At 69.9% G+C, this 25144-nt stretch carries 19 protein-coding genes; 6 read left to right on the top strand and 13 right to left on the bottom strand.

The annotated features are described in order from the left end of the window. Positions 1 to 299 precede the first annotated feature (299 nt). From ACIA03_RS21945 to ACIA03_RS21935, 3 genes are read right to left on the bottom strand one after another with little or no spacing between them, the layout of a single operon-like run. Positions 300 to 2291 (bottom strand): ABC transporter ATP-binding protein, encoded by a 1992-nt coding sequence (locus ACIA03_RS21945; RefSeq protein WP_396986432.1) that lies wholly within the window; start codon positions 2289 to 2291, stop codon positions 300 to 302. Continuing rightward, positions 2288 to 4036 (bottom strand): ABC transporter ATP-binding protein, encoded by a 1749-nt coding sequence (locus tag ACIA03_RS21940; RefSeq protein WP_396986429.1) that lies wholly within the window; start codon positions 4034 to 4036, stop codon positions 2288 to 2290. The genes ACIA03_RS21945 and ACIA03_RS21940 overlap by 4 nt, the downstream gene beginning before the upstream one ends. After that, positions 4037 to 4666, bottom strand: a complete 630-nt coding sequence (locus ACIA03_RS21935; protein ID WP_396986427.1) for a TetR/AcrR family transcriptional regulator — start codon at positions 4664 to 4666, stop codon at positions 4037 to 4039. A 176-nt stretch (positions 4667 to 4842) separates the two neighbouring features. Here ACIA03_RS21935 and ACIA03_RS21930 point away from each other — a divergent pair, with 176 nt between their 5' ends. Further along, positions 4843 to 6552, top strand: coding sequence for a S8 family peptidase (locus ACIA03_RS21930; protein WP_396986425.1), 1710 nt, complete (start codon positions 4843 to 4845; stop codon positions 6550 to 6552). Positions 6553 to 6660: 108 nt separating this feature from the next. On the opposite strand, the gene ACIA03_RS21925 is transcribed toward ACIA03_RS21930, so the two are convergent. From ACIA03_RS21925 to ACIA03_RS21915, 3 genes are read right to left on the bottom strand one after another with little or no spacing between them, the layout of a single operon-like run. After that, positions 6661 to 8652, bottom strand: coding sequence for a beta-galactosidase (locus ACIA03_RS21925; protein ID WP_396986645.1), 1992 nt, complete (start codon positions 8650 to 8652; stop codon positions 6661 to 6663). A 5-nt stretch (positions 8653 to 8657) separates the two neighbouring features. Beyond that, positions 8658 to 9305, bottom strand: a complete 648-nt coding sequence (pdxH, locus tag ACIA03_RS21920; protein WP_396986423.1) for a pyridoxamine 5'-phosphate oxidase — start codon at positions 9303 to 9305, stop codon at positions 8658 to 8660. A gap of 37 nt (positions 9306 to 9342) precedes the next feature. Then, positions 9343 to 9846: a hypothetical protein gene (locus ACIA03_RS21915; protein WP_396986420.1), complete on the bottom strand. Its 504-nt coding sequence runs from the start codon at positions 9844 to 9846 to the stop codon at positions 9343 to 9345. A 63-nt stretch (positions 9847 to 9909) separates the two neighbouring features. On the opposite strand from ACIA03_RS21915, the gene ACIA03_RS21910 reads away from it, so the two are divergent. After that, complete coding sequence (locus tag ACIA03_RS21910) at positions 9910 to 11055, top strand: citrate synthase 2 (RefSeq protein WP_396986418.1); 1146 nt, start codon at positions 9910 to 9912, stop codon at positions 11053 to 11055. Between the two features lie 12 nt (positions 11056 to 11067). Here ACIA03_RS21910 and ACIA03_RS21905 read toward each other — a convergent pair whose 3' ends face one another. Together ACIA03_RS21905 and ACIA03_RS21900 are read right to left on the bottom strand one after the other, a co-directional pair. Then, positions 11068 to 11913 (bottom strand): PhzF family phenazine biosynthesis protein, encoded by an 846-nt coding sequence (locus ACIA03_RS21905; RefSeq protein WP_396986415.1) that lies wholly within the window; start codon positions 11911 to 11913, stop codon positions 11068 to 11070. A 56-nt stretch (positions 11914 to 11969) separates the two neighbouring features. Further along, positions 11970 to 12443: a GNAT family N-acetyltransferase gene (locus ACIA03_RS21900; protein WP_396986413.1), complete on the bottom strand. Its 474-nt coding sequence runs from the start codon at positions 12441 to 12443 to the stop codon at positions 11970 to 11972. Positions 12444 to 12486: 43 nt separating this feature from the next. On the opposite strand from ACIA03_RS21900, the gene serC reads away from it, so the two are divergent. Continuing rightward, complete coding sequence (serC, locus tag ACIA03_RS21895) at positions 12487 to 13602, top strand: phosphoserine transaminase (protein ID WP_396986411.1); 1116 nt, start codon at positions 12487 to 12489, stop codon at positions 13600 to 13602. Positions 13603 to 13755: 153 nt separating this feature from the next. On the opposite strand, the gene ACIA03_RS21890 is transcribed toward serC, so the two are convergent. The 3 genes from ACIA03_RS21890 to ACIA03_RS21880 all read right to left on the bottom strand — a co-directional run bounded on the left by ACIA03_RS21890 (position 13756) and on the right by ACIA03_RS21880 (position 18962). Then, complete coding sequence (locus ACIA03_RS21890) at positions 13756 to 14718, bottom strand: hypothetical protein (RefSeq protein ID WP_396986409.1); 963 nt, start codon at positions 14716 to 14718, stop codon at positions 13756 to 13758. Further along, positions 14715 to 15926, bottom strand: a complete 1212-nt coding sequence (locus ACIA03_RS21885; RefSeq protein WP_396986407.1) for a class I SAM-dependent methyltransferase — start codon at positions 15924 to 15926, stop codon at positions 14715 to 14717. Before ACIA03_RS21885 ends, ACIA03_RS21890 begins: the two co-directional genes overlap by 4 nt. A gap of 234 nt (positions 15927 to 16160) precedes the next feature. Continuing rightward, a complete protein-coding gene (locus tag ACIA03_RS21880; protein WP_396986405.1) occupies positions 16161 to 18962 on the bottom strand; it encodes an FAD-binding and (Fe-S)-binding domain-containing protein in 2802 nt (933 codons plus the stop codon). Between the two features lie 151 nt (positions 18963 to 19113). On the opposite strand from ACIA03_RS21880, the gene ACIA03_RS21875 reads away from it, so the two are divergent. Continuing rightward, on the top strand, positions 19114 to 20472 hold the full coding sequence (locus ACIA03_RS21875) for an MFS transporter (RefSeq protein ID WP_396986402.1): 1359 nt from the start codon (positions 19114 to 19116) through the stop codon (positions 20470 to 20472). A gap of 18 nt (positions 20473 to 20490) precedes the next feature. After that, positions 20491 to 21450: an ornithine cyclodeaminase family protein gene (locus tag ACIA03_RS21870; RefSeq protein ID WP_396986400.1), complete on the top strand. Its 960-nt coding sequence runs from the start codon at positions 20491 to 20493 to the stop codon at positions 21448 to 21450. A 322-nt stretch (positions 21451 to 21772) separates the two neighbouring features. On the opposite strand, the gene ACIA03_RS21865 is transcribed toward ACIA03_RS21870, so the two are convergent. Together ACIA03_RS21865 and ACIA03_RS21860 are read right to left on the bottom strand one after the other, a co-directional pair. Beyond that, on the bottom strand, positions 21773 to 22711 hold the full coding sequence (locus ACIA03_RS21865; protein ID WP_396986398.1) for an NUDIX domain-containing protein: 939 nt from the start codon (positions 22709 to 22711) through the stop codon (positions 21773 to 21775). Continuing rightward, on the bottom strand, positions 22711 to 23943 hold the full coding sequence (locus tag ACIA03_RS21860; protein WP_396986396.1) for a geranylgeranyl reductase family protein: 1233 nt from the start codon (positions 23941 to 23943) through the stop codon (positions 22711 to 22713). Before ACIA03_RS21860 ends, ACIA03_RS21865 begins: the two co-directional genes overlap by 1 nt. Positions 23944 to 24070: 127 nt before the next feature. Here ACIA03_RS21860 and ACIA03_RS21855 point away from each other — a divergent pair, with 127 nt between their 5' ends. After that, positions 24071 to 25129 carry a FecCD family ABC transporter permease gene (locus ACIA03_RS21855; RefSeq protein WP_396986394.1) on the top strand — a complete coding sequence of 353 codons (1059 nt, stop codon included), beginning with the start codon at positions 24071 to 24073 and terminating at the stop codon, positions 25127 to 25129. Positions 25130 to 25144 lie beyond the last annotated feature (15 nt).

The raw sequence follows: 25144 nt of genomic DNA, 5'->3' as shown, positions 1-25144 counted from the left end.
GAATATCGGCAACCAATGTACGCCGGGTTAGTTGCTAAACACAACTTGTCGCCGCTCGCGGTCGACGCGCGAAAACGGGGCGACCCGCAGGCGGGCCTGTGGCCGACCCGGTGGATGAGTCCGGTACGCCTGCGGGTCGGGTGGCTGCTGGTGAATTGCCAGCTCCCCATCCGTGGTTGGAGGGCTGCTAGCGAGCAGCCACCTCACGCATCCAATCGTTCTTCATCTGATCGGATCACCTCCTTTCCCGTGTGCCTCAACGGTAGGCGTCGAGGCCGGCCGCGTTCAAAGGGTTTATTTCACGCCGTGGCCGGCTCCTCCTCCACGATCGCGTGGCTGAACTGCGACTGGTAGAGCTCGGCGTACGCACCGTCGGCTTCGAGCAGCTCCGCGTGGTTGCCCTGCTCGACGATCGCACCGTCGCGCATGACCAGGATCAGGTCGGCGTCGCGGATCGTGGAGAGCCGGTGGGCGATCACGAAGGACGTACGGTCCGAGCGAAGCGCCGCCATCGCGTGCTGCAGGAGCAGCTCGGTGCGGGTGTCGACCGAGGAGGTCGCCTCGTCGAGGATCAGCAACGAGGGCTCCGCGAGGAAGGCGCGCGCGATCGTGACCAGCTGCCGCTCGCCCGCCGAGAGGTTGCCGCCCTGGTCGGTGATCAGGGTGTCGTAGCCGTCGGGCAGCGAGTGGACGAACCTGTCGACGTACGTCGCGCGGGCCGCCTCGAGGAGCTCCTCCTCGGTCGCGTCGGGCCGGCCGTAGCGGATGTTGTCGCGGATCGTGCCCTCGAAGAGCCAGGTGTCCTGGAGCACCATGCCCGTGCGTTCGCGCAGGTCGGAGCGGGGAATCGAGGCGATGTCGACGCCGTCGAGGGTGATCCGGCCGGCGTCGAGCTCGTAGAACCTCATGATCAGGTTGACCAGCGTCGTCTTGCCTGCCCCGGTGGGACCGACGATCGCCACTGTCTGCCCCGGGCGGGCCACCAGGGAGAGGTCCTGGATGAGCGGCTTCTCCTCGTCGTAGGAGAACGAGACGTGCTCGAAGCGGACCTCGCCGGCGCCCGTGCCATCGATCCGCGGATCGCCCGTGTCGAGCGACTCCTCCTCGGCATCGAGGAGCTCGAAGACGCGCTCGGCCGAGGCGACGCCCGACTGGAGCAGGTTCATCATCGAGGCGAGCGTCGTGATGGGCTGGGTGAACTGTCGCGAGTACTGGATGAAGGCCTGCAGGTCACCGAGGCTCAGGGCACCGCTGGCGACCCGGAGGGAGCCGACGACCGCAACCACCACGAACATCAGGTTGCCCACGAACATCATCAGCGGCATCAGGATCCCGCTGACGAACTGGGCCTTGAAGGCGGCGGTGAAGAGCTTGTCGTTCTCCTCGGCGAAGGTCTGCTCGACCTCCTCCTGGCGACCGAAGACCTTGACCAGGTCGTGGCCGGAGAAGGTCTCCTCGATGTGACCGTTGAGCTTGCCGGTGTGGCGCCACTGGGCCACGAACTGCCCCTGCGACCGCTTCATCACCGCGCCGGTCACCACCAGCGAGACCGGCACCGCGAGCAGCGCGATCAGGGCCAGCACCGGGCTGATCCAGAACATCATGAACAGCACCGTGACCAGCGTGAACAGCGCGGTCAGCACCTGGCTGAAGGTCTGCTGCAGCGTCTGGCTGATGTTGTCGATGTCGTTGGTGACCCGGCTCAGCAGCTCGCCGCGCGGCTGCTTGTCGAAGTAGGACAGCGGGACGCTGTGGACCTTCTTCTCGACGTCCTCACGCAGGCCCTTCACGGTGCCCTGGACGACCGAGTTGAGGATCCAGCCCTGCACGAAGGAGAGCATGGAGGCGACGAGGTAGACGGCGAGCACGATCATCAACGCGTTGCGCAGAGCGTCGAAGTCGACGCCGTGGCCAGGGTTGACGTAGTCCATCCCGGCGAGCATGTCGGCGAGCCTGTCGTCGCCCCGCGCCCGCAGCCCCTCGACCGCCTCCTCCTGGGTGACCCCGGCCGGCAGCTGCCGGGAGAAGATGCCGCCGAAGATGATGTTGGTCGCCTTGCCGAGCAGCCACGGCCCCAGCGACATCAGCGTCACGCTGATCGCGGCCAGGCCGATGGTGGCGAAGGCGTGGACCTTGTAGGGCGCCATCCTTCCCAGGAGGCGCTTCGCGGAAGGGACGAAGTTCATCGCCTTGTCCCCCACCGCGCCGCCGGCTCCCATCGGGCCGGGGCCGCCCTGGGGACGTACGATCCGCTCGGTCTTCTTCATCTGACCGGTCTTCTGGTCGCTCATGCGGCGGCCTCCTCTGCGCTGAGCTGGGAGGAGACGATCTCCTGGTAGGTGGCGTTGACGGCGAGCAGCTCGTCGTGGGTGCCCTCGCCGACGATGGCGCCGTCCTCGAGCACGAGGATCTTGTCGGCGTCACGGATGGTGGAGACGCGCTGGGCGACCACGATGACGGTGGCGTTGCGGGTCTCGGGGGCGAGCGCGGCGCGGAGCCGGGCGTCGGTGGCGACGTCGAGCGCGGAGAAGGAGTCGTCGAAGAGATAGATGTCAGGACGACGCACCAGCGCCCGGGCGATGGCCAGTCGTTGCCGTTGGCCGCCGGAGACGTTGGTGCCGCCCTGGTCGATCTCGGCGTCGAGGCCGGTGCCTCCCTCGGGCGCCATCCGCTCCACGAAGTCGCGTGCCTGGGCTACCTCGAGCGCGTGCCAGAGCTCCTCGTCGGTCGCGTCCGGCTTGCCGTGGAGCAGGTTGGACCGGACGGTGCCGGTGAACAGGAAGGCCTTCTGCGGCACCAGCCCGAGGGAGCTGCGCAGCGTGGCCGGGTCGAGGTCGCGTACGTCGATCCCACCCACCCGGACGACACCGGCCGTCGCGTCGAAGAGCCGCGGGACGAGGCCCAGGAGGGTCGTCTTGCCGGCGCCGGTGGAGCCGATGATCGCGACGGTCTGCCCGGGGCGGGCCTCGAAGGTGACGTCGTGGAGGACGGGGTGGTCGGCGCCGGGGTAGGTGAAGCCGGCCCCGGTCAGGTCGATGTGCCCGCGCCAGGAGATCTCGGTGACACCCGCCGCCGGCGGCGTCACGCTGGTCTCGGTGTCGAGGACCTCGGCGATCCGGTCGGCACAGACGGCCGCGCGCGGCACCTGCATGAGCATGAACGTGCCCATCATGATCGACATCAGGATCTGCATCAGGTATTGCAGGAAGGCGGTCAGCGGACCGACCTGCATCACCCCGTTGTCGACCCGGATGCCGCCGAACCAGATCACCGCGACGCTGGCCACGTTGATGATCAGCATCATCAGCGGGAACATCGTCGACATCCACCGCCCGGCGCGCAGCGCGACGTCGGTGAGCTCGTCGTTTGCCTTCGCGAAACGCTCGGTCTCCTGCCGCTCGCGCACGAAGGCGCGGATCACGCGGATGCCGGTGATCTGCTCGCGCAGGATGCGGTTGACCGCGTCGATGCGCTCCTGCACCTTGCGGAAGTTGGGGACCATGCCGCGTACGACCACGGCCATGGAGATGAGCAGCACCGGGATGACGACCGCGAGCAGCCAGGAGAGACCGGCGTCCTCCCGGATGGCCATCACGACGCCGCCGACCATCATCATCGGCACCATCACCGCGAGCGTGCAGGTCAGGACGGCGAGCATCTGGACCTGCTGGACGTCGTTGGTGGTGCGGGTGATCAGCGAGGGGGCGCCGAAGCGGCCGACCTCGCGGGCGCTGAAGGAGCCGACCTTCGCGAAGATCGCCGCCCGCAGGTCACGGCCGAAGCTCATCGAGCTGCGTGCGGCGAAGTAGACGCTGACGATCGAGCACAGGATCTGCACCAGCGCCACGCCGAGCATGATCGTGCCGACCCGGATGATGTAGCCGGTGTCGCCCTCGGCCACCCCGTTGTCGATGATGTCGGCGTTCAGGCTGGGCAGCAGCATGAAGGCCGACGTCGAGAAGAGCTGCAGGATCGCGATGACGACCAGGAATCTCTTGTACGGGAGCAGGTAGTCCCGCAACAGCCTGAGAAGCATTCAGTCATTCCCTCTGGTCAGGATGCCACCGAGCAGCACGTCGATGACGTCGTCGCTGCTCAGCGGCCGGTTCGTTCGGTTCAGGCCGGGGAACCAGGCCCCGGTCGTGAGGCTGCGCAGCACCAGCGCGGCCTTGCGCGGCGGCAGCCGCAGCTCGTTCACGTGCGGCTCGAAGACGAGCCTCGTCAGGTTGTCGACGAGGGCCTTGTTGGCCTCGATGAGGAACGTCGGCGGACCGGGCGGATGACGTACGCCTTCGGGATCCGGCTCCTCCATCACCGCCGAGCGCACGGCCATCATGACGAGGACACCGCGCTGCGAGGACGCGGCGAGCAGGTCGATGACCGCACGGAGCTTGTCCTCGATGTCGGCCTTCCCCTCCACCACCTCGGCCATGGAGTGGCCTGCCCGGGTGGGGTCGAAGACGTTCTCGGCCACGGCCCGGTAGAGCTCCCGCTTGTCACGGAAGTGTCTGAAGATCGTGCCCTCGGCGACTCCGGCCGCCTCGGCGATCTGCCGCGTGGTGGTTGCCGTGCCGTGCTCGATCAGCAGCGTCTCGGTCGCCGCGATGATCGCTGCGCGCCGGTCGGCTGCGGGAATCGGCTTCGCCCGCGTACGTCGTTCGTCCACGTCGACGAGCATAAGTGAGTGAGCACTCACTCACAACCCAATTATTGGGTGGTTGGTCACACCAAACCCTTTCGAGCGGATGCGGACTAGGGCATGCTGAGGCGCTATGTCGGGCCGCCAAGGGCCACGGCAGCGGTGATCGACGATCTCGACCACCGAATCGGAATGGAGACAGCATGCGTAGGTTGTTGACAGGCGCGACTGCGGTCGCGCTGGGCGTCACCGGCGCCCTCGTCATGGCGGACTCGGGGACCGCCACCTCCAACAAGGAGGTCCGCTATGTCGTGGCATATGCCGAGGGATCCTCGGCCGCCAGCGCCCGTGCCGCAGTGAAGGCCGCCGGGGGCGAGATCGTCTCGGAGAACAGTGCTATCGGTGTCGCCACGGTCACCGCGGGCGAGGACTTCGCCGAGGCTGCCAACGCCTCGAGCGCGCTCGTCGGCGCGGCCCAGGACAGGATCGTGGGCGCCACCACCCCTGACGGGGCCAGCGAGGCGCGCAAGCAGGACGTGTCGGACGTCGAGACCGAGTTCCGCGGCACGAAGGGCACCGCGCCCAAGACCCCGAAGCCCAAGGGCTCCTCGGAGCCGCTCTCCGGTCTGCAGTGGGACATGAAGCAGATCGACGCCGCCGCGGCCAACAAGACCGAGCGCGGCAAGGGTGTCCGCGTCGGCATCCTGGACACCGGTGTCGACGGGTCGCACCCCGACATCGCCCCCAACTTCGACGCCGCCCTGAGCCGCAACTTCACCACCGACATCCCGGTCGACGCCAACGGCGACACGGTCGACGGCCCGTGCGAGGACGAGCCCGACGCCTCCTGCGAGGACGCGGCCGACGTCGACGAGAACGGTCACGGCACCCACGTCGCCTCGACGATCGCCTCGCCGGTCAACGGCATCGGCATCTCCGGCGTCGCCCCGGAGGCCGACATCGTCAACCTGCGCGCCGGCCAGGACTCCGGCTACTTCTTCCTGCAGCCGTCCGTCGACGCGCTGACCTACGCCGGCAACAACGGCATCGACGTGGTCAACATGAGCTACTACGTCGACCCGTGGCTGTTCAACTGCACCAACCACCCCGCCGACTCCGCGGCGGACCAGGCGGAGCAGGTCACGATCATCACCGCGATGCAGCGTGCCCTCGACTACGCCCGCGGCCGCGGCGTGACCCTGGTCGCCGCCGCCGGCAACCAGGCGATCGACTACACCAAGCCGCAGACCGACGCGAGCAGCCCCGACTTCGCCAGCGAGCCCGGCGAGGCCGCGTACGTCCGTGACCTGCTCGACCCGGAGTCGTGCGTCTCGATGCCCACCGAGGGCAACGGGGTGATCGCGGTCAGCGCCACCGGTCCGTCCGAGCGCAAGTCCTACTACTCCAGCTACGGCAACGGCTTCGTCGACGTCGCAGCGCCTGGTGGGGATGCGTACGACACCGCGGACGGGACGCGCGACTACGCCGCCACCATCCTGGCCGCCTTCCCCTACGACCTGGCCGTGTCCGAGGGCGCGGTCGACCCGGCGACCGGCGAGGTCCTGGTCCCGTGGGCGGTCGCGGACTGCTCCAGCGGTGAGTGCTCCTACTACCAGTACCTGCAGGGCACCTCGATGGCCTCCCCGCACGCTGCTGGCGTCGCCGCGCTGATCGTCGGTGAGTACGGCAAGTACGACAGCTCCGGCAAGACCCTCTCGCCCACCAAGGTCGAGAAGATCCTGCGCAAGTCGGCCACCGACAAGGCCTGCCCGGTGCCGGCCGACTTCACCTACGTACGCCACCTGCCCGACGGCACGACGCGGACCTCGACCCACACCTGTGAGGGTGGCGACGGCCCGAACGGCTTCTACGGCAGCGGCATCGTCAACGCGAAGGCGGCGGTCGGTCGCTGATGTGAGTGCAGGGATACCCGGTCAACCGGCCCTACCAATTTCTGGGCCCTGCACTTCTCTGGCATTGCAGTACCTGAGAAGCGCAGGTCCCCGGTTGACCGGGGATTCCTACCGCTCGCGGATGACCGCGACCTGACCGGCGCGGACCACGTGCGGTCGACCCTCGTTGCCGGAGAGCAGGTCGGTGCCCCGGACGGGGACGATAACCGCCTCGTGGGTGTGGTTGATGACGAAGACGTACGTCCCCTGCTCACCGACCCGCCGGATCGCCTCGACGCCCTCGGGGAGCCCGGCGACGACCGGCTTGGTCGTGGTGAAGACCTGGGTCGCCAGGGTGTCGAGGGCGTCTGGGGTGAGCTCGGTGCCGACGTACCAGGCGGTGCCCTTGCCGACGCGGCGCCGGGTGACGGCGGGGTCGCCGGCGCAGTCGCCGGTGGCGTACGCAGCCACGACATCGGCCCCGACGGCACGGCCACGCTCGCTCCAGATCGTGCCGGATCCGTAGGCGGTCAGCGGGATCTCGTCGCCCTCGGGCAGCGGGCAGAACTCCTCGATCCGCACCCCGAGGAGATCGGACAGCCCACCCGGGTAGCCGCCCAGCCGGATGTGGTCGTGCTCGTCGACGATGCCGGAGAAGTAGGTCGCGACGAGCGTCCCTCCGGCCTCGACGAAGTCGGTGAGCCGGGCGATGGCGTCGTCGGAGAGCAGATACTGCACGGGCACCACCACCACGTCGTAGCCGTCGAGCGGGTCGGTGACGCCGATGACGTCCACCCCGAGGTTGCGTGCCCAGCAGGCCTTGTGCCAGGCCCGGGCGGTCGCCATCGGGTCGACGTCGACCGACGGGTGCGAGTCGAGGGTCGCCGCCCACCAGGAGTCCCAGTCGAAGCAGATCGCGACGCTCGCCTGCGCCACCCTCGTGCCGGTGACCTCCGCGATCGCGGAGAGATCCGCCCCGAGGCGTACGACGTCTCGCCACAGCCGGCTCTCGGTGCCGGCGTGCGGGACCATCGCGGAGTGGAACTTCTCCGCACCGCCGCGCGAGGCACGCCACTGGAAGAACAGCGCACCGTCAGCGCCGCGCGCGACGTGCTGGAAGGAGTTGCGGCGCATCTCGCCGGCGGTCTTGGCGATGTTGCGCGGCTGCCAGTTGACCGCGGAGGTCGAGTGCTCCATCAGCAGCCAGGGCTCGCCGTGGGCCAGCGAGCGCGTCAGGTCGGCGGTCATCGCGAGCTGCGGCGTGCGGTCCTCGTCGGCGGCGGCGAGGTAGTGGTCGTTGGAGACCAGGTCCTCGACGTCGACCCAGCTGCGGTAGTCGAGCGACTTGCGGAACCCCATGAAGTTGGTGGTCAGGGGCTTGTCGGAGTGTGCCCGCACCGCCGCCGCCTCGACCCGGAAGATGTCGCGGATCTCGTCGGAGCAGAACCGCCACCAGTCGAGCTGCTGTCCGGGGTTGGCGAAGTTGCCGTAGGAGACCTGTCGCGGCGGGTCGATCTGCTCCCAGCTGGTGTAGCGCTGGCTCCAGAAGGCTGTCGCCCATGCCTCGTTGAGCCTCTCGATCGAGCCGTGACGCTCCTGCAGCCAGCGCCGGAAAGCCACCGCGCTGGCGTCGCAGAAGCAGTGGTCGTTGTGGCAGCCGTACTCGTTGTTGACGTGCCACATCACCACCGCCGGATGCTCGTCGTAGCGCTTGACCAGCTCGGTGATGAGGGTCGTGGCGGCGTCGCGGTAGGCGGTCGAGGAGGGACAGTACGCCTGGCGAGCACCGAACGCGCGCGGGTTGCCGATCTGGTCGACGAGCGTGGCCTCCGGATGCCGCTCGAGGAACCACGGCGGCGGGCTCGCGGTCGCGGTCGCCAGGTCCACGGCGATCCCGCCCGCGTGCAGCTTGTCGAGCACCCGGTCGAGCCACCCGAAGTCGTACTCCCCGGGCGTCGGCTCCAGCAGGGCCCAGGAGAAGATCCCCACGCTGACCAGGTTGACCCCGGCCTCCTGCATGAGGCGTACGTCCTCGTCCCAGACCTCCTCCGGCCACTGCTCCGGGTTGTAGTCCGCGCCGTAGGCGATCCGACCGCCCAGCGCTCGGGTGACCTGCTCCATCCCGGTCACGGAGCCAGCCTCTCCGTGCGCCACCTGTCGCCCTCGCGCCGGTAGACGAGCCGGTCGTGCATCCGGCCCGGGCGTCCTTGCCAGAACTCCACCGTTTCCGGCACGACCCGGTAGCCGCCCCACTCCTCCGGCACCGGGACCGGCCGTCCCTCGAACTCCGCCTCGACCTTCGCGTACGCCTCCTCCAGCTCCTCGCGGCCGGCGACGACCCGGCTCTGGTGGGAGGCGTGGGCACCGAGCTGGGAGCCGCGCGGACGCTGGGAGAAGTAGGCCTCGACGGCTTCGGCGGAGAGCACGTGGGCGACGCCGTCGATGCGTACCTGCCGCTCCAGAGGGTGCCACGGGAAGAGCACCGCACAGCGCGGGTTGCCCGCGAGGTCGGAGCCCTTGCGGGAGGCGGTGTTGGTGAAGAAGGTGAAGCCCTCGGTCGAGAAGCCCTTCAGCAGCACGGTGCGCGACGAGGGCGCGCCGTCGGCCGAGACGGTCGAGACGACCATCGCGTTGGGCTCGACGATGCCCGCGTCACGAGCCTCGGCGTACCACCTCTCGAACTGTTCGAACGGGTCTGCCGCGAGGTCACCCTCGGTCAGGCCGCTGCGGGTGTAGGACTCGCGCGCGGCCGCCAGCTCAGCTGAGAGATCCATGGTCTCAACCTACGGCTTGGTGGGGCGGCCACCGGACTCAACCCATGAAGCTCTTGACCTGCGTGCCCGACTCGTCGAGCTTGTCGCCCAGCTGCTCCAGCGCCGAGCCGACCTTCGCCAGGAGCCCTGCGATCGTCTCGAGAGAGCCGGAGAGGTCGTCGAGCGCCGAGCCGGCGCCGCCGATCTCCTTCGCAGCGCTCGCGATCGACTTGGCCGGACCGTCGGCCATCGGCACCCGGCCGAGCCCCTCGGCGACGTCGGCGAGCCGGTCGACGCCCTTGGAGATCGCGGCCGAGATGCCACCCAGCGAGGTGGCGACGTCGCCCAGGGCGTCCTTGACGCCGCCGGTGCCGTCCCCGACCAGCACGGCGCCGGCCTCACGGGCCCGCCCACCGGCCGCCTCGAGCCCCTCGCCGAAGGAGTCGAACAGCTGGGGCAGCCGCTCCAGCGCCGCGAGTACGTCCTTGTTCTCGGTGATCAGCTTGATCACCTTGTCGATGTCCTTGGCGTTGAGGCCACCGACGAGCTTCCCCAGGTCCATGGTGGTGACACTAGCGCCGGAGCCCCTACCACGACCGCGCCCCACGCCCGGGTCGAAGCCAGGATGCGGCACAATGCCCATGACAACAGAGGAACGGAGAAGGCAGTGAGCCAGGTACAGCACGGCCTCGAGGGCGTCGTGGCCTTCGAGACCGAGATCGCGGAGCCCGACAAAGAGGGTTCGGCCCTTCGCTACCGCGGGGTCGACATCGAGGACATCGTCGGGCGGGTGCCGTTCGAGAACGTCTGGGGTCTGCTGATCGACGGCTCCTACGGCCCGGGCCTGCCGCCCGCCGAGGCCTACAACCTGCCGGTGCACACCGGCGACGTACGCGTCGACGTCCAGGCCGCCATCCCCATGCTCGCTCCGGCCTTCGGGTTCGGGCAGACCTACGACATCTCCGACGAGCAGGCCCGCGCGGACCTCGCCCGGGTGGCCGTCATGGTCCTGTCGTACGCCGGCCAGTCGGCGCGCTCCATCCACCTCCCGGTGGTGCCGCAGCGCGAGGTCGACAAGGGCAAGACCCTGGCCGAGAAGTTCCTGATCCGCTGGCGGGGCGAGGCCAACCCCGCCCACGCGCACGCGATCGACGCCTACTGGTCCTCGGCCGCCGAGCACGGCATGAACGCCTCCACCTTCACCGCCCGGGTGATCACCTCCACCGGCGCCGACGTCGCCGCGGCCTTCTCCGGCGCGATCGGCGCGATGAGCGGCCCGCTGCACGGTGGCGCGCCCTCGCGCGTGCTCGGCATGATCGAGGACGTCGAGAAGTCCGGCGACGCCGCCGCCTATGTGAAGGACCTGCTCGACTCCGGCGAGCGGCTGATGGGCTTCGGCCACCGCGTCTACCGCGCCGAGGACCCCCGCGCGCGGGTGCTGCGCCGCACCGCCCGTGAGCTGAACGCGCCTCGCTACGAGGTCGCCGAGGCCCTGGAGAAGGCCGCGCTCGCGGAGCTCCGCGCTCGCCGCCCCGACCGCGTCCTGGAGACCAACGTCGAGTTCTGGGCCGCCATCGTCCTCGACTTCGCCGAGATCCCGGCCAACATGTTCACCTCGATGTTCACCTGCGCCCGGACCGGCGGCTGGTCCGCCCACATCCTGGAGCAGAAGAAGACCGGCCGCCTGATCCGGCCCTCTGCCGTCTACACCGGCCCCGCTCCCCGGCCCGCCGACGCGGTCGAGGGCTGGAACGCCGACTGGGCGAAGTGATCCGTACGTCCCTCAGATCCTGATCGCAGCGCCGGTGACCCGCACCCGCGGGTCGGCGGCGCTCAGGTCGACCTCCAGCAGCGACGGGCGGCCCATGTCGTGCCCCTGGTGGAGGGTGAGCCTCGCCTCCTCCGGGACCAGGGCCAGCTCCCGGGCGTAGGCACCGAAGGCCGCGGCCGCGGCTCCGGTCGCGGCGTCCTCCACCACGCCGCCGACCGGGAACGGGTCGCGGACGTGGAACACGGTCGACGACTCCCGCCACACCAGCTGCACCGTCGTCAGATCGAGCCGCTCCATCAACCGGAGCAGCCGGTCGAAGTCGTAGTCCAGCTCCGCCAGGCGCTCGCGGGTGGCGGCCGCCAGCACCAGGTGACGTACGCCCGCGAAGGCGATCCTGGGCGGCAGCTCGGCGTCGAGCTCGTCCTCCCGCCACCCGAGCGCCGCAAGAGCCTCCGCGACATCTGCCGGGTCCGCGTCATGCACCCGGGGCTCGACGCTGGTGAGGGTGGCCTTCAGGACGCCGTCGGCGTTGCGTACCGTGACGGGCACGTGGCCGGCTGCGGTGTGGAACCCGAAGTCGCCCACGCCGAGGTGCTCGCCAAGTGCCACTGCGGTGGCCACCGTGGCATGACCGCAGAAGCCCACTTCCGCCTTGGGGCTGAAGAAGCGCAGAGTGAATGACCGGTCGTCGTCCGGGCTCGGTCCGGGAGTCAGGAAGGCGGACTCCGAGTACCCGAGCTCGGCGGCGATCGTCACCATCTCCTCGTCGTCGAGGGCGGATGCGTCGAGGATGACGCCGGCTCCGTTGCCGCCGTTCGGGCTGGTGGTGAATGCGGAGTAGTGCAGGATCTCGGTCATGCCGTGATCATCCATCCGTACGTGCATCGCGGCGAACGAATTGTCGTTCGGCCGGGTCAGAACCTCTTGGCCATGCAACGGACGAGGTCGTCGTCCTTGTAATAGCCGAACGGCTCGACGTCGACGTAGCCGTTGGCTGCATAGAGTCCGATGGCCTCGTGCTGGAGGCCGCCGGTGGTGAGGACCATCGCCTCGAAGCCGGCGCTGCGGGCCGAGGCCTCGACGTGGGCGAGCATGCGTTTGGCGAGCCCCTGGCCCTGGGCCTCGGGGACGACGTACATCCGCTTGATCTCGGCGGTCACCTCGGTCCCGAGGGCGGGCTCGCCGGAGCGGCGCCAGGCGCCGGAGGCGACCGGGACGTCGTCGAGGTAGGCCAGGAAGTAGGCACCCGCGAGACCCTCGAACATCTCCGGCACCGTCGGGTCGTGGTCGGGCTCGCCGTAGCGTTCGACGTAGAACTCCTGGACCCGGTCGACCAGCTTCTGCGCATCCGGGTGGTCGTAGGCGACCCGGCGAATCTCAACAGACACGTCGGTATTCTGGCCGACGCCCGCCTCTTGCGAGAATGGGTTTATGACGCTGCAGATCCCCGCCGACCTCCTGCCCGCCGACGGACGTTTCGGGTCCGGGCCGTCCAAGGTGCCCGCCGGGCGCCTGGAGGCGCTCGCCGCGACCGGGGTGTCGGTGATGGGCACCTCCCACCGGCAGCAGCCGGTGAAGGATCTCGTCCGCCGCGTCCAGTCCGGGCTGGCCGACCTGTTCTCGCTGCCGGAGGGCTACGAGGTCGTCATCGGCAACGGCGGCTCGGTGGCGTTCTTCGACCTGGTGACGTACGCCCTGGTGCGTGAGCGCAGCCAGCACGCCGTCTTCGGGGCGTTCGGCAAGAAGTTCCTCTCCGCGGCGAAGGCAGCTCCGTGGCTCGGTGAGCCGTCGGTGATCTCGGCCGAGCCCGGGGCCCTGGCGGTTCCGGCGCAGGAGGACGACGTCGATGTTTACGCCTGGACACATAACGAGACCTCGACGGGTGTGATGGCTCCTGTCGTACGTCCTGCCGGTGCTCGCGCCGACCAGCTCACCATCGTCGATGCGACCTCGGCCGCCGGCGGCCTGCCGCTCGACGTGACCGAGAGCGACGTCTACTACTTCGCGCCGCAGAAGTCCTTCGCCTCCGACGGCGGCCTGTGGCTGGCGCTGCTCTCCCCCGCCGCGATCGCTCGCGCCGAGGAGATCGCGGTGAGCGGGCGGCACATCCCGTCGTTCTTCTCGCTGACCGAGGCGATCAAGCAGTCCCGCAGCGCGCAGACCGTCAACACCCCGTCGGTCGCGACGCTCTTCCTGATGGCCGAGCAGCTCGACTGGATGAACTCCTCCGGCGGCCTGGACGCGATGGTCGACCGCACCACCGCCTCCTCGGACGCGCTCTACGCGTGGGCCGAAAAGGCGCCGTACGTCCGTCCGTTCGTCGAGGACCCCACCCACCGCTCGCTCGTCGTCGGCACCGTAGAGCTCGACGCCGGCATCGACAAGGACCAGCTGCGCCGCATCCTCGCCGAGAACGGCGTCGTCGATCTCGACGCCTACCGCGGCGTCGGCACCAACCAGCTCCGGATCGCGATGTACCCCTCCGTCGACGCCGCCGACATCGAGGCCCTCACCGCCTGCATCGACTGGGTCGTCGACCGCCTCTGACCCGCCGACTCGGCGCTGATGCCTCACCGACGAGGGCCCGAGTCGGCGGAACTGTCCCATGAATCAGACCCGAGTCGGCGCATCTGTCCCACGCGTGTGGGGCAGATGCGCCGACTCGAGGGTTCTGAGTGGGGCAGACGCGCCGACTCGGCGTCAGGAGCGCTTGCGGAAGAGGAAGTACGCAGCGACAGCAAGCACGACCAGCGCGACCGGCCCCAGCGCCCCGCCGGAGTCCTCACCGTTGTCCCCGGCGTCGTCCTTGTTCGCCGGCTCGGGCTCGTCGACCGCAGTCGGGTCGGCGGTCGGCGACGGTTCGTCCCCGAGGACCGCACTCACCAACTCAGGGTCGACTCGAATCACCTCGGCCCGGATGCCCTCGCTGGTCACGACGACCTCGCCCTCGGCGGTGACGCCGATGGCTTCGCCCTGCTCCTGGTCGGGGGTCCGGAACGAGCCCACCCGGTCCATCGAGGGCCAGTCGTAGATCGTGGCCGAGTAGTAGCCGCGTACGACCAGATGCCTGCCGTCGGGGAAGAAGGCGCCGTCGGTGGCCATCGGGATGACCGGGGCGACCTCCTTCAACCGGTTGGGGCCGTCGGGGTCGAGGCGCTCGGGCACCGCGTAGAGCCGCCCACCGCCCCAGTCCTTCGTGGCGACGAAGATCCGTCCATCGGGGTGGGTCAGCAGCGACTCCGCGTTGTGCGGCCCGTCGGGGTAGACGAGCTCGTAGACGGTCGGTGAGACCGTGCGCTCACCCCGCCCGACCGGCACCTTCGCGATCCGGATCGAGTCCCAGACGCTGTTGTTGTCGCCGATGTCGCCGACCCAGACGTGGTGGCGGCCCGCGGGCGCGAGACCCTCGACGTCGACCGGGTCCGCCGCCCAGTGGGTCACGCCGACCGTGTCGCCGCTGGAGTCGACCGTGAAGACGCGTCCGCTGTCCCCGGAGTCGTTGGTGGTGGCGTACAGGCCCTTCCCGAGCGGCGTCAGGGCGCTGGCCTCGCTGATCGTCGGGTCGGAGAAGGCGAAGAGCACGTCGTCGCCCGCCGCGTGCGCGGGCACGGACGAGATCAGCACGAGTCCGAGCGCGCCCGCGGCGGCGACGACCGCCTTCATCGGTCCGAGAGCAGCTCGCCGAGCTTCGGACGTACGCCCCATTCGGCCACGAGCTCGTCGTACTCCTTCTTCACCGAGCCGCCCTTGACCGGAGAGCCGGTGCGGATCGCGCGGAGCATCGTGTTGCGCGGGGTGTGCTGGCTCTCGACGAACTGCACCACCTCGACGCGATAGCCCGACAGCCGCAGCAGGCTCGCGCGCAGGGCGTCGGTCAACGTGTCGGCGAAGCGCTCGCGGAGGATGCCGTGGCGGGTGAGCATCGCGTAGGGAGCCGGGGTCGGGGCCTTGCGGAGCTGGGCGGCGATGTCGTGGTGGCAGCACGGCGCGGCCAGCACCAGCGGCGCCTCCCACTCGATCGCGCGGGCGAGGGCGTCGTCGGTGGCCGTGTCGCAGGCGTGCAGGGCGAGCACCACGTCGGGCTTCTCGGTGAGCTGCACGCCCTCGATCGTCCCGGCCACGAACTCGGCGTGCACCCCGAGCTCGGCCGCGATCTTCGAGTTGTGCTCCCGCGACTGCTCCTTGACGTCGACGCCGGTGACGACGACGGGCAGCTCGCGGACCTCGGTGAGGTAGCGCTGAGCCGCGAAGGTCAGGTAGCCGTTGCCGGCGCCCAGGTCGATGATCCGCAGCGGCTCCTCGGCGGTCGGCCGGCGGACCTTCCCGGACTTCATCGCGTCGGTCAGGGCAGCGTCGAGCTGGCGCAGGAACTCCTCGACCTGGCGGTACTTCGCCTGGCGCGACGGCTTCAGCTTCCCGTCCTTGCCCGAGAGACCGAGAACTCGGAAGACCGGGTCGGACTCCGGCAGCAGCCGCTCTTTTGCCTGGTCATGACCGCGTTCGACCTCGACCGGCGCGACCAGCTCGGTGGTCGAGACCAGCGCCGTCGTCGGCGTCTTGGCCTGGATCTGGGTCTGCTCGGTCGCGGTCGTGACGATCCAGTTGGCGAACGGTTCGTCGAGGAGATCGTCCAGTGCCGAACTATCTCCTACGGGATGATTCGCGGTGAACGCCTGGGTCGCGTCGTACGTCGTGATCTGCAGGTGTCGCCCAGCCTTGAGGTCGACGTAGCGAAGCTCGGCACGACGCCACTTGGGCGCGGTGCCACGCTGCTTGCCCGACGCGACCGCCTTGACCAGCTGGTCGGGATCGAGGATCACCGATCGCATCCGGTTCAGCGCCCGCAGCAGCGGCTCGGACTCCCTGCTCAATTCAGCACCCCGGCGATGACGACGACCAGCAGAAGGGCGACCAGCGCGCCGGGAATGATCATTCGGCGGTAACGCGGGTTCACCGCTTCAGTCTAGGCGCGGAGCGGGTGCTAACACCCATCCCCGGCGTACGCCGGAGGGTGCAGTCGCGCCTGTAACACGTCGTTCGTAGGACTATCCGGTCGCTTGGATAGGGCGAGTAGTCCTACGAACAGCGTGTTACACGTTCGCCGCTCAGACCCGCGACGCGAACAGCTCGGCGAGATGCATGGTCGGCACCGAGGCGAGGTCGTCGAGCTGGACGCGGCAGGACATCCCGTCGGCGAGGACGACGGCGTCGGGATGCGACCGGACAGCAGGCAGCAGATGGGTCTCCGCGACCGCGACCGACACCTCGTAGTGTCCCTCCTCGACCCCGAAGTTGCCGGCCAGACCGCAGCAGCCGGAGACCTTGGTGACCGTCGCACCGGCCTGCGTCAGCAGCGCCTCGTCGGCCGTCCAGCCGAGCACGGCATGCTGGTGGCAGTGCGGCTGCGCGACGACCTCGACGCCGCTCAGGTCGGGAAGGGTCACCCGTCCCTCGCCCACCAGCCGGGTCACCAGCTCGGCGAAGGTGAGCATCCCGTCGCGTACGACCTCGGCCTCGGGCAGCGCGGAGAGCTCGACCGAGTCCGACCGCAGGGTCGCGGTGCACGACGGCTCGAGCCCGACGACGGGAACGCCGGAGGAGACATAGGGCGCCAGCGTACGAACGGTCTTCTCCATGATCTTGCGAGCGTCGTCGAGCTGGCCGGTGGTGATCCAGGTGAGGCCACAGCAGGCCTTGTCGCCGATCACGCGCACCGTCAGGCCCTGCGACTCGAGCCACGCGATCGCACCGTGACCGGACTGGGCGAAGAAGTGGTCGGTGAAGGAGTCGGCCCAGATCCAGACGTCCGGGGTCTCGGCGCCGAGGCGAGCGACCGGCGCCGACCGCTTCAGGGTCTTCGGCGCGAACGCCGGGATCGAACGACGCTGGTCGATGCCGGCGGTCTTCTTCGCGACCGCCGCCAACGGGCCGATCTTCAGGGACGCGTTGGCCATCCGTGTGAACGGCGACGCGAGCCGCGCCCACTTCGGCAGCTGCCCGAGAAGGGCGTGCGAGCGCGGCCGACGCTCCCCGAGGACGTCGTGCTTCTGGTAGAGCGCCTCCGACTTGTACGTCGCCATGTCGATGCCCGTGGGGCAGTCGGACGCACACCCCTTGCAGGCCAGGCACAGGTCGAGCGCCTCACCCACCGCGGGATCGCCGAGACCGTCGACGAGCGACCCGTCGAGCGCCTCCTGCAGCACCCGCGCGCGTCCACGGGTCGCGTCCTTTTCCTCGCGGGTGGCGAGGTAGGAGGGGCACATCACCCCGATGGTCTTCGGGGCCACACACTTGCCGACACCGGTGCAGCGATGCACCGCCGCACCCAGGTCGCCGCCGTCATGGATCAGCCGCAGCCCGGTCCGGGGAAGCGCCCGGGGCCGCACCGGCCGCAGGTCGTCGGTGATCGACGCCGGCCGCACGATGTTGCCCGGGTTGAGCAGGTCGGCGGGGTCACAGATGCCTTTGACCTGCTCGAACAGGTCGATCGAGGTCTTGTCATACATGATCGGCAGCAGCTCCGAGCGCACCCGCCCGTCGCCGTGCTCGCCCGACAGCGAGCCACCGTAGGTCACCAGCTGTGTGGCGCACGCGGTCATGAACTCCCGGAACACCTGCGCCGACTCGGGCGAGTCCGGTGCGAACGGGAAGTCGATGCGGCAGTGGATGCAGCCGTCGCCGAAGTGGCCGTAGGGATAGCCATGCAGACCGAAGTCCGACAGGATCCCTTCGAAGTCCCGCAGCCAAGCGCCGAGGTGCTCGGGCGGCACGGCGGCGTCCTCCCAACCGGAGTGGGCCGGGGTCGGCAGCGAGACGCCGGCGAGGCCGGCGCCGTCCTCGCGGATCCGCCACAGTGCGGCCGCCTCGAGGGGATCGACGACCACCCGCGACTCGAGCGCCCCCGACTCGGCGGCAAGACGTTTCACCAGGTCAGGCGCATCCTGGCCGGCGACCTCGACCATCAGCCAGCCGGCGCCCTTGGGCAGGTCGGGCACGGCGCGGCCCTTGGCGCGCACCAGGTCGGCGATCCGGGCATCCATCCCCTCGCACGCGATCAGCCGCCCCGGCGCCACCTGGAGGAGCGCGGGCACCGCGTCGGCCGCCTCGGCCATCGTCGGGTAGCCGAGCACGAGCAGCAGCCGACCGGGCGAGTCCTCGACGAGCCGCACCGTCGTCTCCAGGATGGTCGCCAAGGTGCCCTCGGTCCCGGCCAGGAACCGGTCCACCCGGCCGCCCTTCTCCGGCAGCAGGTGCTCGAGGGAGTAGCCCGAGACCTGGCGGCCGAAGCGGCCGAACTCGGTGCGTACGTGCGCCAGGTGAGAACCCACGAGCGCCTGGAGCCGCTCCGCGGTCTCACCCGACGAGACCCCGTCCGCGTAGGTCGCGTGCTCGCCGTTGCCGAAGAGCACCGTCAGCGCCTCGATGTTGTCGACGGTACGGCCGTAGCCCAGCGCACGGTTGCCGCAGGCGTTGTTGCCGATCATCCCGCCGATCGTGCAACGCGTGTGCGTGGACGGGTCCGGCCCGAAACGCAGCCCGTGCGGGGCGGCGGCCCGCTGCAGGTCGGCGTGTACGACGCCCGGGTCGATCCGCGCGGTCCGTGCCTCGGGGTCGATCTCGTAGATGGTCCGCAGGTCCCGCGTGTCCACGACGATCCCGGAGCCGACCGCGTTGCCGGCGATCGAGGTGCCCGCGCCCCGCATGGTCACCGGAACCCCGACGGAACGAGCCACCGAGTGCACCCCGATCAGCTCGTCGCGCGACTGCACCCGCACGACCACCGACGGCACCACCCGGTAGAGGCTGGCGTCGCTGGAGTAGAGCGCCCGGGCCAGCGGCGAGTCGTCGACCCGGCTGATCCCCTGGTTGCGCAGCTCATTCACCAGATCCGAGGCAGTCGCATTCACCCGCTCATTGTCACAGACGCCGGCGTCGTCCCCGGCCAGCGCCCACCGTCGTCGACTACAACCCGGACCCGTCTCAATGAGCGATATTCGACTCTCATATAATGGGACAGCCCGCGGGATCGCGGGCCCATCACGACCTCGGAGAGAGACCATGTCCGCCACCCCCGCACCGGCCAACCCACGCTCCCGCGTGCTCGTCGCCAGTCTCATCGGGACGACGATCGAGTTCTACGACTTCTACGCGTACGCAACCGCAGCCGTCCTCGTCTTCCCCGCCCTCTTCTTCCCGGCCGGCGACCCGACCACCGCGCTCCTGGCGAGCTTCGCCGTCTTCGGCGCCGCGATGGTCGCCCGCCCGGTGGGCGCGATCTTCTTCGGTCACCTCGGCGACCGGCTCGGCCGCAAGACGACCCTGGTGATCTCCCTGCTCACCATGGGCATCGCGACGTTCCTGATCGGTGCACTCCCGACGTACGAGACCGTCGGCTGGGTCGCTACCGCGCTGCTCGTGCTGATGCGCCTGGCCCAGGGCTTCGCGCTCGGCGGCGAGTGGAGCGGTGCCGCGCTGGTCGCCACCGAGAACGCCCCCGAGGGCAAGCGCGCGATCTTCGGTACGTTCCCGCAGCTCGGCGCGCCGCTCGGCTTCATCCTCTCCAACGGCCTGTTCCTGACCATCGCGGCGCTGCTCTCCGCGGAGGGCGCCGACCCGACCAAGCCCTCCGACGCCTTCCTGGCCTGGGGCTGGCGGGTGCCGTTCCTCTTCTCCGCGGTCATGGTGATCGTCGGCCTGTGGGTCCGGCTGCGACTGGTCGAGAGCGACGTGTTCACCAAGAGCCAGGACGCCGGCCTGGTCCGCAAGGTCCCGCTGGCCTCGGTCGTCCGCAACCAGGGCAAGCAGCTGATCCTCGGCACCTTCTTCATGCTGGCGACCTACGTCCTCTTCTACCTGATGACCGCGTTCTCGCTGTCGTTCGGCACCGCCGCCAAGGACCTCCCGGTGCCCGGCCTGGGCTACGGCTACACGACCTTCGTGCTGATGCTGATCTTCGGCGTGCTCTTCTTCGGCATCTTCACCATGGTCTCCGGGCCGCTGGCCGAACGCTTCGGTCGCCGCCGACTGCTGATCGCGGTGACCCTCGGGATCATCGTCTTCGGCCTCGCCTGGGTGCCCCTGGTCAACGCCGGCACCGTCGGCGTACTCCTCTGGCTCGTCCTCGGCTTCTCCCTGATGGGCCTCACCTTCGGGCCGATGGGCGCGCTGCTGCCCGAGCTGTTCCCGACCAGCGTGCGCTACACCGGCTCCGGCATCTCCTACAACGTCGCCTCGATCCTCGGCGCCGCGGTCGCGCCGTTCATCGCGGTCGCACTGTGGAAGCAGGCCGACGGGTCGCCCGTCCTGGTCGGCGTCTACCTCTCCGTGATGGCCGTGATCACCCTGATCTCACTGGTGATCAGCAAGGAGACCAAGGACGTGGCGCTCGAGGAGACCACCGAGAAGGCCACGGTCTGACCGTCTAACGTGGCGAGGGTGACCGTCAGGATCCTCTCCGCCACCGACGTACGCAGCATCTTCACGCCGCAGCTCGCGCTGGCGTCCCAGCGCGAGGCGTTCACCCGACTGGGAGCCGGGGAGGCCGTCCAGCCTCCCCGGCTGCTCGTCCCGGGGCCAGACTCATCGGTCTCGTTCTGCTACTCCTCCCGGCTCGCTCCCGACGCCTCCGCGGTGAGCAAGTTCGGCAGCGTCAACCCGGCCAACGCGGCCCGCGGCCTCGGCGCCGTCCACTCGGTCATCACGGTCCTCGACGCCGAGACCGGCGAGCCACGCGCGATCATCAACGGCGACAGCGTCACCGGCCTACGCACCTCCGCGGCGACCACCCTCGCCATGGAACAGGTCGCACCCGACGCCCGCAGCGTCCTCGTCGTCGGCACCGGAGCCCAGGCCCGCGCTCACCTGGACGCCTTCCCGGTGACCCATCCCGGTGCCGAGCTCCAGGTCTTCGGCCGGAACCACGCGGCCGCCGCCGAGATCGCCCGGTCGCACGGCGCCCGCGCGAAGGACGACCTGGAGCAGGCCGTACGCAGCACCGACATCGTCGTCCTCTGCACCTCGTCCCTCACCCCGGTGATCGAGGACACCTGGGTCACCGATGGCACCACCGTGGCCAGCGTCGGCTCCTTCGCCCCCGACCGCGTCGAACTGCCGCCGTCGCTGCTGGCGCGCGCGACGGTCGTCGTCGACTACCGCGCGTCGGCGCTGACCGACTCCGGCCCCGTCGTCGAAGCCGTCGTCTCCGGGTCGGTCGCCCCAGACCGGATCACCGACCTCGGCTCGATCCTGACCGGCGCCGCCGCGCTCGACCGCGGCACCACCGACGTCGTCATCTACCTCTCCGTGGGCGTCGGCGTCCAGGACGCCGCCGCGGCGTCGGTGATCCTGGCCGCGGCCGAGGAGCACGACGTCGGAACCCAAGCCGAACTGGGCTAGGAGCAATACCGGGAGGTCAAGCGGGCGGGTGGTCGTTGCCAGGTCACGAAGTGATGAGGGCGACGCACCTGCCCCCCCTTGACCCTGGGCGAACGAACTTTCTTTCACCCTGGGAGCGTGAACGAACTTTCATTCACCCCGGACACGTGAACGAACCTTCATTCACCCCAGACACGTGAACGAACCTTCATTCACCCCAGACACGTGAACGAACCTTCATTCACCCCAGACACGCGAACGAACCTTCATTCACCCCAGACACGCGAACGAACCTTCATTCACCCGCATGCGTTCCCGCGCCGTAGGCCGCAGCCCGCCACGACTAGGAGGCTGCCTTCTTCTCGGCGTCGAGCGCCGCGGCGACCACGTCGAGCAACGGCAGCGTCGCCAGCTCTTCACGGGTCACCCAACGTACATCGTCGGTGGTGCCGTTCTGCTCCACCACCCGCGGCTCCGCGTCCTCAGGGACAGTGGCCGAGAAGATCAGATGGACGCCGTGGAACTCCTCGTGACGGCCACTGGGAGCCGTGCCGGTGATGTTCACGTCGTGCACGTCGAGCACCTCGCCGACCTCGCAGGTCAGGCCACACTCCTCGACCACCTCACGCACCAGCGCCTCGCGCGGCTGCTCCCCGAAGTCGACCCCGCCGCCGGGCAGCGTCCAGCTGCCCGAGTGGTAGCCGAGCGGCGAGATCCGGGTGAGCAGGATCGCGTCGTCGGCGGCGCGGGTGACGAACGCGTACGCGGCCAGCCGCTGCATCCGCGCCGGCTTGTGCACCTCGAGTGCGTCGGTGACCAGCGGAGACGTCGGGATCTCGCCGCTCACCACCGCAGCGAGAGGCAACCAGGCGGCCTCCGCCGTCGACCCGTCGACCTCCATCGTCTGCGGCTCGGGAGCGTCGTGAGGCACCCAGCCGTCGTAGACGATGCGGATCGCATGGGAGTTGACCCGGCGACCCAGCCGCCAGGCCTTGGCCTGATGGACGGAGTAGACCCGTGCCTCGACGCCGACCTCGACCGGCACCCCGGCCTCCTCGTAGACCTCACGCACGACCGCGTCGCGCGGGTCCTCGCCGTGGTCGATCCCGCCGCCGGGCAGCGTCCACCGCTCCTCCGGCGTGACCTTCTCCGAGAGCCGGCTGAGCAGGATCTCCGGCTCGGCGGCCGCACCGGCCCTGATGATGACGGCGTACGCCCCCACCCGCTGCACCATCGGAAGCTTGCGTCGCCGCCCGCCGCGGCCCCGATTCCGCGTCGCCATCAGCTGAACGGGGGTCGGGAGTCGAGAGCCAACGAGCGGCGACCGGCCCAGCGCCAGACCTTGGCGGCCCGGTCGCGGTCCTCGTCGGTCACCAGGTTGCCCATCCACCGCAGCGCCAGCGTCATCAACCAGTCGGAGCGCATTCCCGCAGGTCCAAGGGTGGATACGAGCTTGGGACGGGTCGCGATCCCGGCCAGGCGGCGGGCGATGGAGAACGCCTCGCCGTAGTGCTCGCGCAGGGTCGCCGGCCATGCGGTGGCCAGATCCTCTCCCGCGATCAGCGCGTCGGCGACCATCCGCCCGGTCTCCAGCCCGTAGTCGATCCCCTCACCGTTGAGCGGGTTCACGCACCCGGCGGCGTCGCCGATCAGCGCCCAGTTGGCGCCGGCGACGCCGGAGACCGCACCACCCATCGGCAGCAGGGCGGACTTCTCCGCCCGCAGCTCGCCCTTGAGACCGAACTTCTCGCGGCACTGCTCGGTGTAGTGCCGCATCAGCGGCTTGATCGCGACGTCGGCGGGTCGCTTCGAGGTGGCCAGCGCACCCGCGCCGATGTTCACCTCGCCCGACCCGAGCGGAAAGATCCAGCCATATCCCGGCAGCGCCTCACCGGACTCGTCACGCAGCTCCAGGTGGGAGGAGATCCACTCGTCGTCGGCCTGGTCGGAGGCGATGTAGGCCCGCCCGGCGACGCCGTAGACGGTGTCACGGTGCCACTCCCGCCCGAGCACCTTGCCGAGCGGCGAGCGCACCCCGTCGGCCACCACGACCGACCGGCAGACCACCTCGTGACCGCCCTCGAAGATCACCGCAGCAATCCGGGCGCCGTCCCACCGCACGTCGACCGCACGCACGCCGTCGACCGCCGTCGCGCCGGACTTGATCGCCACGGTGCGCAGATGGTCGTCGAGCTCCGTGCGCGGCACCGCCGAACCCCACGACGGCAAGGTCCCACCCGGCCACGGCAGGTGCAGCGTCTGCCCGAACCCGTGCGCGCGCAGGCCCTTCGAGACCGGGTGGGCGCGCAACCAGTCCTCCAGCCCGAGCCGGACCATCTCGTGGGTCGCGCGCGGGGTGAGCCCGTCGCCACAGGTCTTGTCGCGCGGGAAGACGGCCGCGTCGGTCAGCAGGACATCGACCCCGGCACGCGCCAGCCAGGCCGCCGCGGCCGAGCCCGCAGGCCCTGCCCCCACGACGAGCACGTCAGCTGACTGCGGAAGGGACGACGTCATGCGCATATCTTCCCAGACCCGCCACAAGCCCGGTCAGAGAACCCTCACCTCCGGACGGCGAAGCCCCCTGCTAGGTTATTGCAAGTTCTTCGCATTAACTCTCGGAGCAGTCTCGGAAGGCCCCCACGTGCACGATCCCCTCGGCGTACGTCGCCGCCGCCGGCGCGCCGTCAGCTGGCTCCTCGGCCTCCTCGCAGCCGCCGTGGCGACCGTCGTCGTCGCGGTCGGCCTGGGCGCTGCGTACGTCACCCCGGGGGCGGTCGCCCAGATCCTCGGTCACCACCTCCTCGGCCTGCCCGAGGCCGGCTGGAAGGCGACCGAGGAGGCGATCGTGTGGAAGGTACGCCTCCCCCGCGTGCTCCTCGGCGCCCTGGTCGGCGCCGGCCTGGCCGTCACCGGCATGGCGCTGCAGGCGATGGTCCGCAACATGCTCGCCGACCCCTATCTGCTCGGGATCAACTCCGGCGCCTCCAGCGGTGCGGCGGCCGCGATCCTGTTCGGCGCGGGCACCGGCCTGGGGGCGTACGCCCTGCCCGGCTCCGCCTTCCTCGGTGCCCTCGCGGCGTCGTTCCTGGTCTTCGCCCTCGCCCGCAGCGGCGGCCGGGTCACCTCGCTGCGCCTGCTGCTCTCCGGTGTCGCGGTCGGCTATCTGCTCTACGGCCTGACCAGCTTCCTTATCTTCGCCTCCGGCTCGGCCGAGGGTGCACGCTCGGTGATGTTCTGGCTGCTCGGCTCGCTCGGACTGGCGCAGTGGGACGGCCTCCTCGCCGTCGTGGCCGCCGCGGTGATCATCACGATCACACTGCTCACGCTCGCCGGTCGCGGTCTCGACGCGCTCGCCATCGGCGACGAGACCGCCCACACCCTCGGCATCTCCCCCGACCGCTTCCGCACCCTGCTGCTGGTCGTCGTGGCACTGACCGTCGGCGTGGTCGTCTCGGCAGCCGGCAGCATCGGCTTCGTCGGCCTGGTCGTGCCCCACCTGGCGCGCCGCGCGGTCGGCTCGGCCCACGCCGTCGCCGTCCCGGCCGCCGCCCTCATGGGCGCGATCCTCCTGGTCTGGGCCGACGTGCTCGCCCGCGTCCTCCTCCAGCCCCAGGAGATCCCGATCGGGATCGTGACCGCACTCCTCGGCGCCCCGTTCCTCATCGTCCTCATCCGGCGCTTCTCGGCGCGCGACGTCTGACCCCTCAGGAGCCCA

Source organism: Nocardioides sp. NPDC051685, from assembly GCF_044453405.1.
GTDB lineage: Bacteria > Actinomycetota > Actinomycetes > Propionibacteriales > Nocardioidaceae > Nocardioides.
This window is presented reverse-complemented; position numbering and strand designations above follow the sequence as displayed.

Coding starts and splice junctions, on each gene's coding strand:
- ACIA03_RS21875 (WP_396986402.1), top strand. CDS start 19,114: ATGTCCGCCACCCCCGCACCGGCCAACCCACGCTCCCGCGTGCTCGTC.
- ACIA03_RS21905 (WP_396986415.1), bottom strand. CDS start 11,913: ATGACCGAGATCCTGCACTACTCCGCATTCACCACCAGCCCGAACGGC.
- ACIA03_RS21940 (WP_396986429.1), bottom strand. CDS start 4,036: ATGCTTCTCAGGCTGTTGCGGGACTACCTGCTCCCGTACAAGAGATTC.
- ACIA03_RS21915 (WP_396986420.1), bottom strand. CDS start 9,846: ATGGACCTGGGGAAGCTCGTCGGTGGCCTCAACGCCAAGGACATCGAC.
- ACIA03_RS21860 (WP_396986396.1), bottom strand. CDS start 23,943: ATGACGTCGTCCCTTCCGCAGTCAGCTGACGTGCTCGTCGTGGGGGCA.
- ACIA03_RS21945 (WP_396986432.1), bottom strand. CDS start 2,291: ATGAGCGACCAGAAGACCGGTCAGATGAAGAAGACCGAGCGGATCGTA.
- ACIA03_RS21910 (WP_396986418.1), top strand. CDS start 9,910: ATGCGGCACAATGCCCATGACAACAGAGGAACGGAGAAGGCAGTGAGC.
- ACIA03_RS21865 (WP_396986398.1), bottom strand. CDS start 22,711: ATGGCGACGCGGAATCGGGGCCGCGGCGGGCGGCGACGCAAGCTTCCG.
- ACIA03_RS21925 (WP_396986645.1), bottom strand. CDS start 8,652: ATGGAGCAGGTCACCCGAGCGCTGGGCGGTCGGATCGCCTACGGCGCG.
- pdxH (WP_396986423.1), bottom strand. CDS start 9,305: ATGGATCTCTCAGCTGAGCTGGCGGCCGCGCGCGAGTCCTACACCCGC.
- ACIA03_RS21930 (WP_396986425.1), top strand. CDS start 4,843: ATGCGTAGGTTGTTGACAGGCGCGACTGCGGTCGCGCTGGGCGTCACC.
- serC (WP_396986411.1), top strand. CDS start 12,487: ATGACGCTGCAGATCCCCGCCGACCTCCTGCCCGCCGACGGACGTTTC.
- ACIA03_RS21890 (WP_396986409.1), bottom strand. CDS start 14,718: ATGAAGGCGGTCGTCGCCGCCGCGGGCGCGCTCGGACTCGTGCTGATC.